Source organism: Propionispora sp. 2/2-37 (assembly GCF_001298735.1).
Taxonomy (GTDB): Bacteria; Bacillota; Negativicutes; order Propionisporales; family Propionisporaceae; genus Propionispora.
Map to the genome: position 1 here is coordinate 138,939 of NZ_CYSP01000011.1, position 17,225 is coordinate 156,163.

General features: G+C 48.5%; 19 protein-coding genes. All 19 read right to left on the reverse strand.

Annotated features, from left to right (window positions below):
• Nucleotides 1-10 precede the first annotated feature (10 nt).
• The 19 genes from P22_RS13145 to P22_RS13235 all read right to left on the reverse strand — a co-directional run bounded on the left by P22_RS13145 (nt 11) and on the right by P22_RS13235 (nt 17,137).
• The gene (locus P22_RS13145) at nt 11-334 is read right to left on the reverse strand and encodes a DUF1540 domain-containing protein (protein ID WP_054260702.1); all 324 of its coding nucleotides are present in this window, start codon (nt 332-334) and stop codon (nt 11-13) included.
• Between the two features lie 12 nt (nt 335-346).
• Complete coding sequence (locus P22_RS13150) at nt 347-889, reverse strand: NADH peroxidase (RefSeq protein WP_054260703.1); 543 nt, start codon at nt 887-889, stop codon at nt 347-349.
• 222 nt (nt 890-1,111) lie between these two features.
• Nucleotides 1,112-2,863 (reverse strand): arsenical pump-driving ATPase, encoded by a 1,752-nt coding sequence (gene arsA, locus P22_RS13155; RefSeq protein WP_054260704.1) that lies wholly within the window; start codon nt 2,861-2,863, stop codon nt 1,112-1,114.
• Nucleotides 2,863-3,219: an arsenite efflux transporter metallochaperone ArsD gene (gene arsD / locus P22_RS13160; RefSeq protein ID WP_054260705.1), complete on the reverse strand. Its 357-nt coding sequence runs from the start codon at nt 3,217-3,219 to the stop codon at nt 2,863-2,865. The genes arsA and arsD overlap by 1 nt, the downstream gene beginning before the upstream one ends.
• Nucleotides 3,220-3,242: 23 nt before the next feature.
• Nucleotides 3,243-3,641 (reverse strand): arsenate reductase ArsC, encoded by a 399-nt coding sequence (locus P22_RS13165; RefSeq protein WP_054260706.1) that lies wholly within the window; start codon nt 3,639-3,641, stop codon nt 3,243-3,245.
• A 41-nt stretch (nt 3,642-3,682) separates the two neighbouring features.
• Complete coding sequence (locus tag P22_RS13170; protein ID WP_054260707.1) at nt 3,683-3,991, reverse strand: ArsR/SmtB family transcription factor; 309 nt, start codon at nt 3,989-3,991, stop codon at nt 3,683-3,685.
• Between the two features lie 128 nt (nt 3,992-4,119).
• Nucleotides 4,120-5,250, reverse strand: a complete 1,131-nt coding sequence (locus tag P22_RS13175) for a CCA tRNA nucleotidyltransferase (RefSeq protein WP_054260708.1) — start codon at nt 5,248-5,250, stop codon at nt 4,120-4,122.
• 141 nt (nt 5,251-5,391) lie between these two features.
• Nucleotides 5,392-6,150 (reverse strand): amino acid ABC transporter ATP-binding protein, encoded by a 759-nt coding sequence (locus P22_RS13180; protein WP_054260709.1) that lies wholly within the window; start codon nt 6,148-6,150, stop codon nt 5,392-5,394.
• 13 nt (nt 6,151-6,163) lie between these two features.
• Nucleotides 6,164-6,817, reverse strand: a complete 654-nt coding sequence (locus P22_RS13185; RefSeq protein ID WP_054260710.1) for an amino acid ABC transporter permease — start codon at nt 6,815-6,817, stop codon at nt 6,164-6,166.
• Between the two features lie 90 nt (nt 6,818-6,907).
• Nucleotides 6,908-7,672, reverse strand: coding sequence for an amino acid ABC transporter substrate-binding protein (locus P22_RS13190; protein ID WP_054260711.1), 765 nt, complete (start codon nt 7,670-7,672; stop codon nt 6,908-6,910).
• 346 nt (nt 7,673-8,018) lie between these two features.
• Nucleotides 8,019-8,834, reverse strand: coding sequence for a Cof-type HAD-IIB family hydrolase (locus P22_RS13195; RefSeq protein ID WP_054260712.1), 816 nt, complete (start codon nt 8,832-8,834; stop codon nt 8,019-8,021).
• Nucleotides 8,835-8,864: 30 nt separating this feature from the next.
• Nucleotides 8,865-11,678, reverse strand: coding sequence for a sigma 54-interacting transcriptional regulator (locus tag P22_RS13200; RefSeq protein ID WP_054260713.1), 2,814 nt, complete (start codon nt 11,676-11,678; stop codon nt 8,865-8,867).
• A gap of 88 nt (nt 11,679-11,766) precedes the next feature.
• Nucleotides 11,767-12,819, reverse strand: a complete 1,053-nt coding sequence (locus P22_RS13205) for an Ldh family oxidoreductase (RefSeq protein ID WP_235814645.1) — start codon at nt 12,817-12,819, stop codon at nt 11,767-11,769.
• A 37-nt stretch (nt 12,820-12,856) separates the two neighbouring features.
• On the reverse strand, nt 12,857-13,690 hold the full coding sequence (locus tag P22_RS13210; protein WP_054260714.1) for a PTS system mannose/fructose/sorbose family transporter subunit IID: 834 nt from the start codon (nt 13,688-13,690) through the stop codon (nt 12,857-12,859).
• Complete coding sequence (locus tag P22_RS13215) at nt 13,690-14,448, reverse strand: PTS mannose/fructose/sorbose/N-acetylgalactosamine transporter subunit IIC (RefSeq protein ID WP_054260715.1); 759 nt, start codon at nt 14,446-14,448, stop codon at nt 13,690-13,692. Before P22_RS13215 ends, P22_RS13210 begins: the two co-directional genes overlap by 1 nt.
• 24 nt (nt 14,449-14,472) lie before the next feature.
• Entirely contained in the window at nt 14,473-14,964 is a 492-nt protein-coding gene (locus P22_RS13220) for a PTS sugar transporter subunit IIB (RefSeq protein ID WP_054260716.1), read from the reverse strand.
• Nucleotides 14,965-15,002: 38 nt separating this feature from the next.
• Nucleotides 15,003-15,428, reverse strand: a complete 426-nt coding sequence (locus tag P22_RS13225) for a PTS sugar transporter subunit IIA (RefSeq protein WP_054260717.1) — start codon at nt 15,426-15,428, stop codon at nt 15,003-15,005.
• Nucleotides 15,429-15,460: 32 nt separating this feature from the next.
• The gene (locus P22_RS13230) at nt 15,461-16,117 is read right to left on the reverse strand and encodes a bifunctional 2-keto-4-hydroxyglutarate aldolase/2-keto-3-deoxy-6-phosphogluconate aldolase (RefSeq protein ID WP_054260718.1); all 657 of its coding nucleotides are present in this window, start codon (nt 16,115-16,117) and stop codon (nt 15,461-15,463) included.
• A gap of 57 nt (nt 16,118-16,174) precedes the next feature.
• Nucleotides 16,175-17,137, reverse strand: coding sequence for a phosphoglycerate dehydrogenase (locus P22_RS13235; protein WP_054260719.1), 963 nt, complete (start codon nt 17,135-17,137; stop codon nt 16,175-16,177).
• Nucleotides 17,138-17,225 lie beyond the last annotated feature (88 nt).

Below are 17,225 nucleotides of genomic sequence, written 5' to 3' on the forward strand. Positions count from 1 at the left end.
CCGGCAGGCCCTACCCTTCCAGCTTGAAGCTGGAACAGGCGGTATGGGTATAATAATCCACGTTCTCACCGCCGCTCACCTGGATGCTCTCCAGGGTACACAGGTGGTTGCTGTTGTAGGTGCAGCTTTCCACCGAACACTGCAGACAGTCGCAGGAGCCTTCACTTAACACATTGTTGGTTAACCGGGAATAATGACTTTTATCCAGAAAGGAACTGCAGCTGGTGTCACTATGCTTTTGAGCGGAAGGTCCCACAATATCCACACAGTTGGCGTAACATACCTGCTTTTTATTATGGGAACAGCTAACCACATTGCAGTTAATTTTATCCATTGATTTTCCTCCTTATTTAAAATACCGGTCCAGCAGTCCTTTAAAAGCACAGCCGTGCCGCGCTTCATCCTTACACATTTCATGCACGGTATCATGAATGGCATCCAGATTATGCTGCTTGGCAAGCGTGGCCAGCTTCTTTTTCCCCTCGGCCGCCCCATACTCGGCTTCGACCCGAGCACTCAAGTTGGCTTTCGTATCGGCCGCCACCACCTCGCCTAAAATTTCGGCAAATTTGGCAGCATGTTCAGCCTCCTCAAAGGCGATGCGTTTATACGCTTCGGCAACTTCCGGATACCCCTGCCGGTCAGCCTGGCGCGACATGGCCAAATACATGCCTACTTCGGTACATTCCCCGGTGAAATTAGCCCGTAAGCCATCCAGAATTTCCATAGGGATGTCCTTGACAATACCGATCCGGTGCTCATCCGCCCAGGCCAGCTCTCCGGCCATCTCCTTGAACTTATCCTTCAGGGCTTTACAGACAGGACATTTTTCCGGCGGTTCCGGTCCTTCATGAACATAACCACATACGGTGCATACAAACTTTTTCAATACATGTTCCTCCTAACCTGCTAGAATAAGGAAATTAAACATACCCCTATAGTGTTGGATTCTCCCGAAGTTTTATACTATATACCGGCGACAAATAATATCTTATGCTTTTATTATTGCGCTTTTTCATCACATACAGGTGCACAGGAAAAATAACAAAAGACCGAGAAGCAGGCAAATTGCCCCGACTCCGGTCTTTCTAAGATTTTATCTCGTTAATTTCTAAATTAACTTGAATAATTCCTGTCCCTGCACTTCGTTGTTGTACCACTTTATCAATACCGTATTCTTTTGGGACACTTCGGTGACCTTATTGATCCACTCCACTTCACTTTGGGCCTTGGATATTAGCAGCGGACTGTGTGTATTGGTCAGGTATAGGCTGGAGTTGACAACCCACCACTTAGAATGAATGCCGGCCCGTCTGAGATCTTCTGCCAGCCGCATAGCTTCATAAACAGGAGTGGCTTCCGGCAGCGTTATAATCACCACCTGTGTCTCATCTGCATTGCGGAGCCTGGGAAGAAGTGCCTGTACACTGGCCGGAATATCTCCCTGACTCTTTTGAATTTCTTTATGGTAACTTTGGGTAGCATCCAGCAAAAGGAGTGTATGCCCTGTAGGCGCCGTATCCACAACAACCACCTGATCCTCATCGGCTTGATCAACCAGCTCGGCAAAAGCCCGGAATACGGCAATCTCCTGGGTACAGGGTGAGCGTAAATCTTCTTCAATATAGGCCAGATCGGCGTCACCTACGGATTCTCTGGCCTTAGCCAGCACTTCTGTCTTATATTTTTCCAGCTCCAGCTTTTCATCGATATGACTTACTGTTAAGCTTTCGCTTCCATTTAGCATAAATTTCAGATGGTGGGCCGGATCCGTTGTCGTAAGATGGACCCTGGCTCCCTTATCAACCAGTCCCAATGCAATCGCCGCTGCCACCGTACTTTTTCCGACACCGCCCTTGCCCATAGTAAAAATAACTTTTTTGTGTGACGTGTACACATCTTCAATAAGATCGCTTAATCCGTGAACTGCAGCAATGGTGCTTTTTGCGCTTTTTCCCCCGAAAGAATCATCGTTTAACAGTTTGCGGATGCTGTCTATCCCATAGATGTTATAGGCACGCAGGGGAATAAAGTAGGTGGTAAGCGTTTTCAGCTGTTCTGGCATAGCGTCAAGGGCCTGCTCTTGCTTTTCATAAAGATTACGCGCAACTTCATCCTCCGGAGCATCCAATATCAAGCGCCCGTTGATGATCAACATTTGATTGCCGACACCAATATCTAACAGCTCCCTAAATGCCCGTTCAGCTTCCAGCAATGGCGTTTTTTCCGGTCTGGCAACCAGTATCATGATGGTCATACTCTTATCCACCAGGGTTGCCACTGCATTTTTATACATTTGTTTATTCTTTTCCAGTCCGGATAATTGCCCCAGACAGGAAGCCCCATGCGTATTTTCATTGATAAAGGTACTCCAGGCCGAAGGAAGCTGCAGCATACGCAGGGTATGGCCGGTAGGTGCCGTATCAAAGATAATGAAATCATAGCGGTCTTTTAGGGTTTCATCAGTCAGGAAGTGCGAAAATTCATTAAAGGCTGCAATTTCCACTGTGCATGATCCCGACAATTGTTCTTCCATGTTGGCCAGAACGGCCGGAGGCAACAACCCTTGATACGGTGCAATCATTGCTTCTTTGTATTCGCGTGCCGCTTCCACCGGATCCAAATTGATCACGGTAAGATCAGGGACCTCCGGTATTGCCGTGCCTTTATTATCAAGGGCGATGCCAAATACATCCTGTAAATTGGAAGCAGGATCGGTGCTGATCAGCAGAACCCTCTTCCCGCTATCCGCTAAACTGACCGCCGTAGCACAGGCGGTTGAAGTTTTTCCTACCCCTCCCTTGCCGGTAAAAAATATATACTTAGTCAGGCCGGCCCGCTCCGGTATATAGATTTCAGCCATTAACAACAACCGCCTTTACAACAGCAGTTGCCATGTTCTTTCTGGCTCTTTATCACCAGTCCTGTCCACAGGGTAAATTCTTCATTTGCAGGATATTCTTTCGTCTTTACGATCTCGCCATCCACAATGGTAATCGGCAGTACTTCCGGCCCATCTTGCTGCAGCCGGCTCTGCACCGCCTGGTTCTTGATAAAATCCTCCGGCTGGCTGGCAAGGTTAAAGCGGGAGATATCGGCTCCCTGCTGTTTTAAATTTTCAATTACGGTGGCAACCCGCAGTAATTCTTTGTCCACGCTGGCTCCACACACCCCGGTGGAACAACACATGGCCGGATCATAAATCAAGATTTTTTTCATCTTTGTCACTCTCCTGTTTTATTTTAAATCGCCTTCGTTTTAATGCGTTGCAGTAAATCTTCGACCTTAGTTTTGATGATATCCCGGGTGCGGCGGAATTCTTCGTCGCTTTTGCCGCTGGGATCTTCCAAGCCCCAGTCTTCGCGATGACTGCAGGGCAAGAACGGGCAAGCAACATTGCAGCCCATGGTAATAACGATATCCGCCGGCGGAATATCCTGCAGCAGTTTGGGCTTTTGCCGCAGTTCCATGTCAATGCCGATTTCTTTCATAATACGTACTGCAACCTGATTGATGCTGTCACGTTTGTCCGTGCCGGCGGAAAAGGATTCAAACACGCCCAGCCCCAGTACCCGTCCAAAAGCCTCTGCCATCTGCGAGCGGCAGGAATTGTGCACACAAATAAAGGCTACTCGTTTCATTTACGTTTCTCTCCTGTCATTCAAATTATCTTACTGTAATTTCAACAATCATGCTTCTTCTGGTCGGAAGCAAACTGATACGCAGCGCCGGCTTCGTTTAACAGTGTCGCTAAAAACGGATATTGCTGATAAACGCTTTCGGGAATCCAGTAATACACCCATTGGGCTGTCTTTTCAGCTTCAATAAGACCGGCCAGGCGCAGACGCGTCAGGTGTTTTGACGTAGCCGACTGCGAGATATTCAGCAGGGGTTCAATTTCACATACACAGCGTCTTCCGCCGCGCAGGTAGCACATAATGGCCAAACGGTTAACATCGGCAAGTGCTTTCAATATATCAACATATTTCATAAGACCACTCCACAGGCTTATATATTATTATATTCCCATATTGGAATATATGATATATAATTATAAAATAAAATGACGAAAAATACAATACTACCCTGATGCAGGTAAAAAGAACTGCCGCCGATTGTTCAGACCAAACCGGCGACAGCCTCAATTTGCTGCCGGCGCAGCCATGCTCCGCGTTCACTTCCCTTTAGCCCTGCGGGCATAACTCCTGTTGCTGCATCCATCCTTGCTTTTATCAAATGCAAATCCGGAATAGGCAGCGATACCGCCCTGGCAATCCGGTTAAATTCATCCAGCCGCAACGCCCCCCTGCTTAAAGCGTGAACAGCATCCACTATATTTTCCGGGGCAGCCTGCTTTAATAACGCCCTCATCTTCCCAACAGCCACCGCAGCAGCAAGCCAATCTCCCGGCAAGGTCATGCGCTGATTCCAACGCTCCAGGCTTTCTCTAATCAAATGCAGCCCCAGCACGGCAAACCGGCTCTTCGCTTCCGGCATGGTTGCCGCTACCTTGTCCAGGTCTTCCATACTGCTTTGAAACTCAACTACCGGCAGTTCGGCTACCTCAACAAAAGTGGCCTGCAACAGTCCTGCTGCAGCCAGGACTTTAAAAAACGCCGAAGGTTCCTGCGCTTCCATCAGAACTTTCCTTAATTCGGCCATCATCCTGGCCACCGGTTCATTGGCTAATTCTCCGGCAGTTGCCCGGGCTAAGCGAAGTGTACAGGGATCGACGGAAAAACCCAGACGGGCGGATTGACCGGCCAGGCGCAGTGAACGTATCGGATCATCGGAAAAATGCCGGCTGGTAGCGCGCAAAATGCCGGACTGAAGGTCTTGTATCCCCCCGAAAGGATCAATCACCTCGCCGGTTAAACAATCCACGGCGATGGAATTGACCGTCGTATCGCGGCGCAGGAGATCTTCTTCGATCGTAACGTTTGGATTGGACTGTATTTTAAAGCCTTTATACCCGCTGCCAACCTTACGCTCCGTCCGGGCAAAAGCCACCTCACACTTCTCGTTTTCAAGCCAAAGACAAAATACGGGAAATGCTTTACCGTATTCCTCAGCAGCAGGAAAAAGCATCTTAAATTGTTTTTTTACCATACCGGTAACACAGTAGTCCCTATCCTTGGGCTTCATACCCCGTAACGCATCGCGGACACAGCCACCCACCCGGTACAGGCGGCCTCCGTTGGCGGCAATCATTCGAGCAAACTCCTGCTCGGTCAGCCAAGGCTTCTCCATGATTAGCCCCTCACCTCCCACAAGACGGTTGTCTGTTTTTCGTAAACTGTGACGCCGGGTAATCCGTGCATAAACTTATTATTATCATAGCGCATACCCTGCCTAAATACAAACCGTATTCTTGCTAAGCCGCTGCCTCCCCTACAGCATACGTTCCAGAAAAGCCCGTGTCCGCGGATGAGCGGGAGCGGTAAATATGGCTTCCGGGGCACCCTCTTCCACGATCTCGCCGTTATCCATAAAAATAACCCGGTTGGCCACTTCCCGGGCAAACGCCATCTCATGGGTAACCACCAGCATGGTCATATGCTCTTCAGCCAGCTGACGCATGGCTTTCAGCACTTCACCGGTCAGTTCCGGGTCCAGTGCTGAAGTCGGTTCATCGAACAGCATGATGTCCGGTTTCATGGCCAAAGCCCGCGCAATGGCCACCCGTTGTTTTTGTCCGCCGGACAAACGGGAGGGATAATTATTGCGTTTTTCCGCCAAGCCAACCTTACGCAGCAGCGCTTCAGCCTCGGGTATAATGTGCTCCGGTTTAACACCTTGCACCAGGATTGGTGCCTCAATTAGATTTTCCAGTACCGTCAAATGGGGAAACAAATTAAACTGTTGAAAGACCATGCCCATTTTACCGCAAATCCGCCGGACTTCGGCATCGGACACGTAACGGCTCCGCCCGTCTGCTCCCGGCGAAACCAGCAATTCACCGCCAATTTTTATACTGCCCCGTTCAATGGTTTCCAGATGATTTAAGCAGCGCAAAAAGGTACTTTTTCCTGATCCCGACGGACCGATAACCGCTACCACTTCCCCCTTTCCCACTGTCAGGGAAACACCTTTCAAAACTTCTAAATTTTGAAAGCGTTTATAAATGTCATACGCTTCAATTATTTTCATTTTACTCTGCTCCTTACTCATCATAGGCGGCATAGCGCCGCTCCAGTTTCTGGAACAGCCAGGTCAGCACCAGTGTCATAACCAGGTAAAAACCGGCCGCCACCAAAAACGGCGTAGTGGAAAAGTCGCGCTGCACGATCGTCCTGGCGGTACGTAAAAGATCATTCATGGCCAGCACATAAATCAGTGAAGTGTCTTTCACCAGAGTGATGGTCTCATTGCTGATGGGTGGCAAAACCCGGCGGACCACCTGTGGCAGGATAATGCGCCGCATGGTTTGTACATAGTTCATCCCCAGCACTTTGGCCCCCTCATACTGCCCCCGGTCAATAGACTGAATGCCGGCACGAAAAATCTCCGCAAAATAGGCAGCATAATTCAAAACAAAGGCTAATACTGCCGCCGGAAAATCATCCAGCCTGATCCCGATATACGGCAATAGCGGCAGCGCAAAATAGACAAATAATAATTGCAGCATGAGTGGTGTTCCCCTAAACAGCCAGATATAAACACCGATTCCACCGCTTATGACCCGGTAGCGGGAAATACGCCCCAATGCCAACAATAATCCCAATGGCAATGACAGCGCAATCGTTACAAAAAACATCCGGAGCGTTACCACCGTACCGTCGAGCATTGGTCCGATTATCGTCCCTACATATTCCATAAACAACTCTCCTGTATCGTAATCATCCAAGCTGCCCCCGTGCAAAGTGCCAATGGCGGTTGCCATTGGCACTTTGCGGCTGGCTACTTACTATTTAACAATTTCGGCTCCAAACCACTTCTGGGAAAGGGCTGCAGAAGTGCCATCCTGTTTCATATCATCCAACGCTTTCTGTATTTTTTCCAGCAGTTGTTTATCGTCCTTACGCAGGCCCACACCGTACTCCTCTACACCGAAATGGTCGGTAAGCACGGCATATTCACCGGGTTTCTTCGCAATATAGTAACGTCCTACCACTTCATCAACAACAACCGCCGACAGACGGCCGGCTTTTAAATCCATCAAAGCCGCCACATTATCACCATATTTTTTTAATTCTTTAAAAGACTGTAATACAGCCGCTTCTTTTTCGATCGCTTCCACGCTGCTGCTGCCGTCCTGAGTACCGACAACCTGTCCGGCTAAATCCGCTTTGTTCTTAATCGGTGAATTGGCATTTACAATAATAATCTGATGATTTTCCATATACGGTTTAGTAAAGGCGATATTCTCCCGGCGTTTTTCCGTAATGGTCAATCCGTTCCATAAAACATCGACCCGTTTACCGTTTAGTTCCGCCTCCTTGCTGCTCCAGTCAATGGGCTTAAATTCCACTTCCAGCCCCGCTCTTTTGGCAGCTTCTTTGGCCATATCAATATCAAAACCCACGATTTCGTTATTTTCATCTCTAAAACCCATCGGCGGGAAATTATCGTCCAGTCCAACTACGATTTTTTTTGGTCCTGTATTTCCGCAGCCGGCCGCCAGCAACCCAAACAGCAACAACCCCAATACCGCACACAACACTTTTTTCACATGCATTCCCCCACGATAAAAAATTGATCATCTCTATTTTACTTTAGTACAGTAAATTAGAGAATCACTAAAAAGTGATGAATTTTAACATTATACCTCTTTACTTAACCGCTTACTCCGCTTTTCTCGAAATATCACACTTTTCAATATTCATATAGGAAAGACATTTCCGGGAAATGTCTCTAACAAAAAAAGAACGATGACTTACTCACCATTCTTTCACAGCCTTCGTCCCTGATTTCATATTAAGCTGCCGTTCCGTACTTCGCTACTGCCGATAACTCACTAATCAATCGCAATCGGCAGTAGCCTGTGCCGCTGGACTGGCAACAGTAAATTGCCAACTTTACGTAAGAATATATTTTCGTATCGCATGGGCAACGCCATCTTCATCATTCGACAAAGTTACATACTTTGCTGCCTGTTTTACGGCTTGTTCCGCATTGGCAACCGCAATCGGCAAGCCTGCCAGTTCCATCATGCTGATATCATTGTAATTATCGCCAAATACCATAGTATGAGCCAGATCAATTCCCTGCCTGTTGGCAAAATACTGTAGTGCCGCTCCTTTGGAAACGCCCTGCGGCATGATATCAAGCCCATCCTTTTCCGACGAAACGATGGAAAGCAATCCAGCACGATTATGCTGCCCTTCAAATTTCCTGACCTGCTCTGCACTAAGTCTCCAAATGAATAATTTCAGTAAACTTCCCAGCGGCAACTCTTCAGCTTGGGTCAATTCTTTAAGAGGAACCCGGAACTCCGGGTCTACCTTATTGTTATACTGATGAAACAGCTGTACCCTTTTGCTATCGGGCCGGCAATAAATACAATCATAGGTGCTGACAGTAAAGTCATACCCACGTCTAATACAATACTCAACCATAGTCCGGTCATGGTCACAAGGGAGATGCCGGCTATAAATAACCTCACCCGTGCTCTGCTCACGTATCAAGCTGCCGTTACAGGAAATAATCGGTGCCGAGACCCCTATTTGCTTTGCCAGAGCCTTTACATAAAGATCATTGCGCCCGGTGGCCAGTATTACCGTGATCCCGCATTCCTGCAACTGCTGTATTGCCTTAACGCTTTCTTCACTTATCTCCATGTTCGAGTTCAGCAATGTGCCATCCAAATCGCATACACAACACTCAAATTTCATAAAATCCCCTTTTCCCGCTACACTACCCTTTTACATGCAACTCCGGGCTGGTAAAGTATTTAAGAAATAGCAAATCTCCGAGTCGGGCACCTCCAGCCTGATCCGAACCGCTGCCGCCCGCACAATACCTTTTAGATATTGGAATTCGTCCTGCCGTTCCGACTGTATTTGACTACTCCAGGCAGGACTTTGCAAAGCTTCTCCGGCATGAATCCGGTCAAACATACAGGCAGCATGCAAATAGATACGCACAACGGCATCCTGAGAGATCTGTCCCTTGAAGAAATAATCGCTGACTCTTTCCACCAAAGTTTCACAACATCCCCGAACCTGATCGACCGGCAGAGTCTTAACAAATTTATTCAGTTGACCGGCAAGCAGCGTATAAACTTCAGTGGCCAAAGCTCCGTCAATACCGGACAGGCTTGAATCCTCCGGTTCCATTTTCAATAATGCACAAATCCGGCTGATACCGTCCGGGGAAAACAGTTCACTGACATGGATAAACGGCAGCCCGCTGATCTGAGGATCAAAGCTGCCTACGGCGATGCGCAACTGCTCACCTAATTCCGCAACCATTGATTTAATGTCGTTCATTGCCCCTGCCGTGATGAAATTCATATCGCGCGCCGCCGGAATGCTTTCCAGCAGAATTTCCTTGATTTTTTCCGCAACCCCCTCACCGCTGGAGCAGGTAACCAAAATAACTTCTTTCCCCTCATCGCGTTTAGGCTTCCTGCGCTGCCTCAGAGTCAGCGTATACTCATCGTAAGCCTCATAAATATTACTGACCGCCTGCTCCAGATTATCATCCGTTGTCAGAACCCTTCGTCCCGCTTCCAGAACCAACGCCGTAGTCACATTAGGAATGATGCGCAGCGGAACATGCGTGGCGTTGGTCAGCATATTTTCCATCGTCACCAGAAACCCCATATCAACAAGAATAATAACGCCCTGGCCTTCGTTGGCCTTTAAGATAACCTCCTGCAATTCCTCTACCGTTTTCGCATTGCTTTTATTTAAAGGAATATCATAAGCTTTTACATGATCGGTTCCCAGCAGATTATTGGCTACTTCGGCCATATTCTGCGCAGTTCCCCGGCCGTGCGCCACAATAATCAGACCGATATGCGATCTCATGATATCTTCAGAACCATGAATCAAAAACATGGCAACAAAACCAAGTTCATCCGGGGACATCTTAACGCCGAGTTTGTCATTCAGCATCGCAGCATTGTCAATGACTACGCCATAGGCGTGGCTATGCTCTGTTTTAATGGCTTTAAGATTGGGATTATAAATAATTCGCCCGGAAGCAACCCGTTCTTTAAACTGCTGCAAATGCAGGGCCAGTGCTACCAAGGTTTTGCGCCCGTATTTGCGGCCCAGTTTTACGGCAGCGTCATTTAGCAGCAGGCTTGCCGCTTCCCAGATCTCCTGTTGAATAATACTGACGGGCATGTCGGAATTTTCCGGCTTAAAGAAGGCCTGTACAACGGAACCAAAATATTTCTCCAAGTCCTTCCCTACCTGGCTCTCTATATCTTCATCCGACATCTGCATCTGCCGGTAGCTGCCAATCTTTTTATCAATATAGCCATATAAATCAATAGGAAGATCGTAGTCATTCAGGAGGCTTTGTACTAAGGGCTGCCCCCCTGGTTCGACCAGAATACCTTCTTTAAATATCCTCTGTATGGAAGCATCCATCACTTCCTGCTTGCGGACCATCGAGAATATTCTTTGCGGAATGACCGTATTGTCCACCGTCAGCTTTCCCACCGACGAGGCCAAAGAAGCCAAATAACTTTTAGCGCAGCAAAGCTGCAGGTCATTGCGCAATTCCCCAATATTAGCCGGACAATTATAATAGGCAAAGGTCTCCAAAGCCTCCCCGGAAATCCAGATTGGCAAACCTAACCGTATGGCCTCCTGTTTAACAAAATGGGCGATTAAGGCAATCCTCTCCTTGACCGGCCGTTCGCTGATCCGCGGCAGGGTGATCTGTACCGGAATACGTCGCCGGAATGTCGTTAACAAAGAACTTGAAATATCTTCCGACGTGGCGCAAATAAGCATCAACTGCGCTTTCCGTTCTTCCCGGGTTTCCCCCAGCCTCCGGTACATCCCCTTGTCCACCAGCATAAACAGTAATTCCTGCCCGGCCGGTGGCAATCGATGAATCTCATCCAAAAACAGGATACCACCGCTGGCTCTGTCCACCAGCCCTTCGTGTTCCTCAACAGCACCGGTAAAAGCCCCTTTGACGTAGCCAAAAAGTTGCGACAGCAAGAGTTGCGAATTGTCTGCATAATCGGCACAGCAAAATGTGATAAAGGGTACTTTCTGATGATTTTGTTCAGATTGCCAGATTTGATCCGCATACCGCCACATGGCTTCCGCCATCAGACTCTTACCGACACCCGTCTCACCGCAAATTAACGTATGCAAACCGTTGGGCGGATATACTACCGCAGCCTTGGCCAGTTCAATTTGCGCCTTGATACTACCCTCGCTGCCTACAATACCGGAAAAGGCGCTGCACTTATTATCGTTCTCCGGCTGCTTTGGCCCGCTGCCAGCGTCCTCTTGCCCGGATAGGAATTGCCGGGAGGGAAGTTTTGACTCTGCTTTGGCAGTCGAAACATACAGTACAGGACGTATTCCCTGCTTTCTTACGCAGCCTAATTTACATAATTTATTAAGGTCCGCCGAAGCATCACTACGGTGAATAGCTAACGCTGCCGCAACCGTTGCCGCGCTTACCCCCGGCTCAATTCTCTTAATGATCGCTTCCGCAGTGCTGCGTTCTATATATTCTCTTACTTTATCAATTCTAGCCATGCCAGTCTCCCCTGTCTCTTGGAGAATACTTAATACCGTCAAGCCCTGTAACCTGCTACAAGAATAATCGCTATGGATACAATACTTCTTAACCGGAATATAATGGAACACCGAAGTCGGCGGAAATGGCCTTAAGCTCGGACAGCAATCCGGCAGGTACCGAAACCCCCGTTGTCAGGGTTTGTTTTTCCGTGTTTTGTTCCCGTTCTCCCGGCAGATAGATTTCGGTAATACCGGCAGCCCTTTCCCCAGTCTTGACCTGCTGTAAAAAGGCCTCGGCCCGTTCATAGTAACTGTCCAGTCCGAGAAATGCATCAGCCTTCATTACAATAATCAAGTGTCCCATATTTGCTTGCTTTTGTCCAGAGGAATAGGAAGCAACATTCTTTCCGAAAGCAGCCCCGGTGAAAACACCGCTTAAATGATCTACTGCCAGAGCCAACGCATACCCTTTCGGTCCGGCCATCGGTAAAATCATTCCCTTAAGAGCTGCCTCCGGGTCGGTTGTCGGCCGTCCGTCCTCGTCCAAAGCCCACCCAACCGGGATAGCAATCCCCTGTTTCGCAGCCGCAATAATTTTTCCTCTGGCCACAACGCTAGTAGCCAGATCAATCACCACCGGCTCCTTATTTTTTCTTGGCAGGCCGATGGCAACCGGATTCGTACCTAAGACAGCAGATTTACCGCCCCACGGCGGCATAGCCGCCAAAGCGTTGGTTAAAACGAGCGCAACATAGTTCCCCCTGGCGGCAAGCTCACAATAATAACCGGCTGCGCCGAAATGATTGCTGTTTCTAACGCCGGCAACGCAGATGCCCGACCGCCCTGCTGAGTCCATGGCAGCCTGAAGCGCTCTGCTGCCCACCACGGCTCCTAGCCCGTTGTCACCATCCACCGCAATCACAGCCGGCCAGGTATTTTGAATGCTGATTTGGGGACGGCAGTTTATTGTCCCGTTGCCCAGCCGCATCAAATACCGGGGAAAACGGCTGATGCCATGGGTGCCGACTCCCCACAAGTCCGCTTTAATTAAGTTGGCAGCAACACATTCCCCGTCTGCCACAGGTACTCCGGCTTTGTGAAGTACCTGTACCATAAATGTTTGCAGACCTTCAACCGGCAAACGCACTTGATCACTCAAATGAATTCCCTCCCGTGTCTTGCCGATTGCCGGCAAATTATTTAATAATGCCTAATGCGCCGCCAATCAGGGCAAATGCAAATAAAGACAATAAAATATTGATGATCCGGTACCCTTTCATGACTGCCCGCCAGCTCACAAGAGTAATCACTAACGGCAATGCTTTGGGGACAATCTTGTCAAGCAAATCTTTAAAGACAATTTCCTTCCCTCCCAGAACAGCAACAAAGCCCACATCCACCGTTATAAACTTGCAGACCATAATTCCCAGGACAAACAAACCCATTATGGAAAAAAAGGTGGTAATCGTTTTAAACAAACCGCCCTCCAGCAAGGTGGTAACCGCCGATGTCCCCAATTGGTAGCCTTTTCTGATACTGAAGCGGGTAACAAAGAAATCATATCCTAATAAGGCCAGGGCAAAAACCAACGGACCCATCAGACTCCCTGACGCTGCCCAGCCCAGGCAAATTCCCAATATGACCGGTTTATACAAGGCCCCGGAAATGGTATCGCCAATCCCGGCTAAAGGCCCCATGAGCGAACTTTTCAAATCGATAATGGTTTGTTCCGAGATATCCTCCCCTTTGGCCTTTTGCTCTTCCAAGGCAATGGTAATACCGTGAATAACGGCACCCCAGCGGGGTTCGGTATTAAAAAACATCATATGACGCTTTAAGCCGGCGATCACTTCTTCCTGCTTATCAGGGTACAGTTTTTTAAGTATCGGCCCCATCATTGATGCAAAACCCCCGGCCTGCATCCGCTGATAATTATATGACAAATGACTCATCAGCCACCAGCGCAGCGTAGCCATTTCCAGATCTTTTGCTGTCAAGCTTACTTCCTTGCCTTCCATCTTTTCCTTCATTATATTTCATCCTCCTCAGCGGCACTGGCTTGTACTTTAGGCTGCAAAGAAATGTAGACATAACCCATGGCAGCACCGATAAATGCACCAAACAGTAAATTGTTCATCCCTGTAAATGCGCTAATGACAAAACCCAGCCCGAAAAATACCAGAAGCTCCTTCCGGGCCATATATTTGAGCAGCATGGCTACACCAACAGCCGGCAGTACCTTGCCCACCGTGTTAAACCCTGCTATGCCCCAGGCCGGAACGGCAGCCAGCAGTCCTTCAATGACATCCGGCCCATAATAAGCAGCCAAAAAAGCAGGTATTCCACGTACAACCATAACGACAAACTGCGAAGGGATGGCCTGCAGCAGCATAATGCCCCTTACATCGCCCCTTTCGGCATATTTATCCTGTATGGACGGCAGCATGGAGTTTACCGACATAAACAGAATCCAGGCATAGTTGCCGATAACGCCGATGGATACGGCCATGACAACCGCTTGCTCAATACTGATATTACTTTGAATAGCTACTGCCGTCCCCAACAGTCCTGCCGAATAAAGATCCGAAGGATTGGCACCGCCGGTGCTGTTCCAGCCTAGAAAGGCTACATTGATGGCGGCACCGATAATCATTCCCTCAACCGGTTGTCCATAAATCAGGCCCACCCAGAATCCAGCCATAATCGGCTCGCGAATCAGCCACCACCCCAAAGGATTGGATGAGCATTGCATCCAGGCCAGTAATCCTACTAAAACAGCTTGAAACATGACTTTCCCCCCTAATCTATTCCTTTAAAAGCTTATGTCAGTTGCCACTTTGCTATATTCCATCTTGGCATCTTCCGGTGTTGCCTGAAAAAATATGTTTACACCCTTCGCGCTCATCTCATTTAACATATCTGCATCTTCCTGATTTAAAGTCATATTCTGGTAAACAGCTTTTCTGCCCGGCCCTGCGCCTAACCCGCCAATCTGCAATTGGTCAATCGGGAATCCCTTCTCCCAGGTCTGCTTGGCGGTACTAACGTCTTTAAACAGAATCAGTGCGGTACCATCACCCAGGTTATTCTTGTTCCAGGCTTTAATAAAGGTGTCAATACTGACAACACTGCATTTGACACCCGGCGGTGTTGCCATTTTGTAAATATTACTCATTACCGAGTCCTGGGCCAGGGTATTGTTTACAACTATAATTTTGGTAGCCTCCGTCTGTTTTAACCATTTAGCCACTACTTGTCCATGTATCAAACGAAAATCAATGCGTATAAGAGAAATTTTGGCCATTGTACGCCCTCCCTGTATTGATCAATCTGCCTGGCCGGTTACAAACTGTCCAGTTCCTGCATTTCCACCAGAATATTTTGGCAGCCGTTTTTCCCGGCCCTGACAACGGCTTCCACCAGAGCCTGTCCCCGCAGAGTCAGGCGGGAAGAGGCGGCTTCGATCAGCATGCCCAGGCTTAAACCGGCAACGGCAGTAATATTTTTGGTAGTCGAGATAGCGGCCGAAATGTTGGCCGGGGTCCCCCCAAATAAATCGCTGATCAGCAACGTTCCTTCCGGCATGGCTGCCAAAACATTTTGAATTTCCTGCATAAAATCGGCCGGATCCATGCCCGGCATTAACGAACATGCCGTAACACTTTCCATATGGCCGATAATCATTTCCGCACTTTTCACTAATTCTTCACCAAAACGGCCATGGGTTACCACAATAATTCCCGGTATTACATCGTTAACATCTGACAATATGATCGCCTCCTTTGTCTATAAGGCCTGATTTACCTCCTGAATTGACGAGCCTTAGCAATGGCTTCAACAAATTCTCTGGCAGCTAAAGTAACCTTATTATAATCTCCGTCTTTTTTATGGGCCTTGGTAATATAACTTCCTACACCTACAGCATCACAACCGGCTTCAATCCACTCATGGACATTCTGCGGTGTAGCTCCTCCGGTAGGGATAATTGATGCCTGAGGTATTGGCGCTTTAATCGTTTTGACGTACTGGGGTCCCAGTGAGTCGGCAGGGAATAGTTTGACCATATCGGCACCGGCTTCCAGTGTTTCCAGCACATCCTTGGGCGTCATGGCCCCCACTACGGATATAGCCTGATAGCGATTACTCATTTTTATCATTTCAGCGTTCAGATGCGGACTTACTAAAAGTTCGGCTCCGGCGAGAATAGCCGCCCTTGCTGTCTCGGCGTCCAGCACCGTTCCTGCGCCAATAACCACCTCTCCGTTTTGATACGTCCGGGCCAAAGACTCAATAATGCTGAGCGCACCGGGCACGCTCATCGTCACTTCCACCGCACCGACACCCCCTTTGATGCAGGCTTCCGCCACTTTATGGGCTTCTTCCGTATTGTCGCTGCGAATAATAACCACAATGCCCCCGTGCATAATCTTACATAAATTCTCGAATTTTTTACTCATTATCCATTCCTCCCTTATTTTCTTAAGATGATTTGGAAACGGCATACGGATCTAATCTCATGGTTTACAGGACACACGATACTTAGGCTCAAGTCCGGACAGTACCCTGACAACTTCTTCCGCCGCCATAACCCCGGCACCAATAATAGCTTCCTGGGTATATGCCCCGGCATGGGCAGTAAGAACAACATTTTTCAGTTCTCTTAGTGGTGATGCGACCGGGGGTTCCTGTACATAAACATCCAAGGCCGCTCCGGCAATCAGCCCTTGCGTCAAAGCGGTATATAAATCCTCCTCAACAATCAGTTCGCCCCGGGCTGTGTTGATAATGCAGGCCGTCCGTTTCATCAGGCGCAGTCTGTCGAGGTTAACCATGCCCGCGGTCTCTGCCATGGCCGGCGCATGCAAGGACACAAAATCAGCTTGCCTGAATAATTCATCCAGGGCAACATAGCGCACGTTATATTGCTCAATAAACTCCTGTCTCGGATATACATCATAGGCAAGGATCTTCATACCAAAGGCCGAAGCCCGTTTGGCGACCTCACCGCCAATATGTCCCATGCCAACGATTCCCAGTTTTTTCCCGGAAAGTTCCATACCGGTATGCCGATACCACTCGCCCCGCCGGATGGAAACATCCATTTGCGGGATTTGCCTGGCTATCGACAACAGCAATCCCACTGCCAGATCGGCTACCGATTTACTGTTCGCACCCGGAGTTATCGTGACGGCTACGCCGTACTGTTCTGCTGCAGTTGTATCAATGGAATTGTAGCCTACTCCCTGTTTGGCGATTACCTTAAGTGTCGGCGCCCCGGCAGCAATAACTGCCGCAGTAATTTTTTCGCTTCCGGCAATAACGCCGCTTACTCCTTTCATCATTTCCAAAAGTTCTCGTTCATTCAATGCACGGTCATAAGGATTTACTATGATTTCATATCCCTGTGCCTTTAGAATACCTATAGCTTCAGGTGAACGTGACCGTTCCCTGGATCCGACCAGGACCTTTTTTCCCATTTGCCACCAACCCCTATTTTTAGAAGAATCTCATGACCGTAAAGGGCCACTCAAACCAGTCAATAACCTCCCCCTTTATGAAGTACGA

What these genes read in the sequence shown, in the direction of transcription:
- P22_RS13145 (WP_054260702.1), bottom strand. Translation starts at nt 334, where the DNA reads ATGGATAAAATTAACTGCAATGTGGTTAGCTGTTCCCATAATAAAAAG.
- arsA (WP_054260704.1), bottom strand. Translation starts at nt 2,863, where the DNA reads ATGGCTGAAATCTATATACCGGAGCGGGCCGGCCTGACTAAGTATATA.
- arsD (WP_054260705.1), bottom strand. Translation starts at nt 3,219, where the DNA reads ATGAAAAAAATCTTGATTTATGATCCGGCCATGTGTTGTTCCACCGGG.
- P22_RS13165 (WP_054260706.1), bottom strand. Translation starts at nt 3,641, where the DNA reads ATGAAACGAGTAGCCTTTATTTGTGTGCACAATTCCTGCCGCTCGCAG.
- P22_RS13170 (WP_054260707.1), bottom strand. Translation starts at nt 3,991, where the DNA reads ATGAAATATGTTGATATATTGAAAGCACTTGCCGATGTTAACCGTTTG.
- P22_RS13175 (WP_054260708.1), bottom strand. Translation starts at nt 5,250, where the DNA reads ATGGAGAAGCCTTGGCTGACCGAGCAGGAGTTTGCTCGAATGATTGCC.
- P22_RS13180 (WP_054260709.1), bottom strand. Translation starts at nt 6,150, where the DNA reads ATGAAAATAATTGAAGCGTATGACATTTATAAACGCTTTCAAAATTTA.
- P22_RS13185 (WP_054260710.1), bottom strand. Translation starts at nt 6,817, where the DNA reads ATGGAATATGTAGGGACGATAATCGGACCAATGCTCGACGGTACGGTG.
- P22_RS13195 (WP_054260712.1), bottom strand. Translation starts at nt 8,834, where the DNA reads ATGAAATTTGAGTGTTGTGTATGCGATTTGGATGGCACATTGCTGAAC.
- P22_RS13200 (WP_054260713.1), bottom strand. Translation starts at nt 11,678, where the DNA reads ATGGCTAGAATTGATAAAGTAAGAGAATATATAGAACGCAGCACTGCG.
- P22_RS13210 (WP_054260714.1), bottom strand. Translation starts at nt 13,690, where the DNA reads ATGAAGGAAAAGATGGAAGGCAAGGAAGTAAGCTTGACAGCAAAAGAT.
- P22_RS13215 (WP_054260715.1), bottom strand. Translation starts at nt 14,448, where the DNA reads ATGTTTCAAGCTGTTTTAGTAGGATTACTGGCCTGGATGCAATGCTCA.
- P22_RS13220 (WP_054260716.1), bottom strand. Translation starts at nt 14,964, where the DNA reads ATGGCCAAAATTTCTCTTATACGCATTGATTTTCGTTTGATACATGGA.
- P22_RS13230 (WP_054260718.1), bottom strand. Translation starts at nt 16,117, where the DNA reads ATGAGTAAAAAATTCGAGAATTTATGTAAGATTATGCACGGGGGCATT.
- P22_RS13235 (WP_054260719.1), bottom strand. Translation starts at nt 17,137, where the DNA reads ATGGGAAAAAAGGTCCTGGTCGGATCCAGGGAACGGTCACGTTCACCT.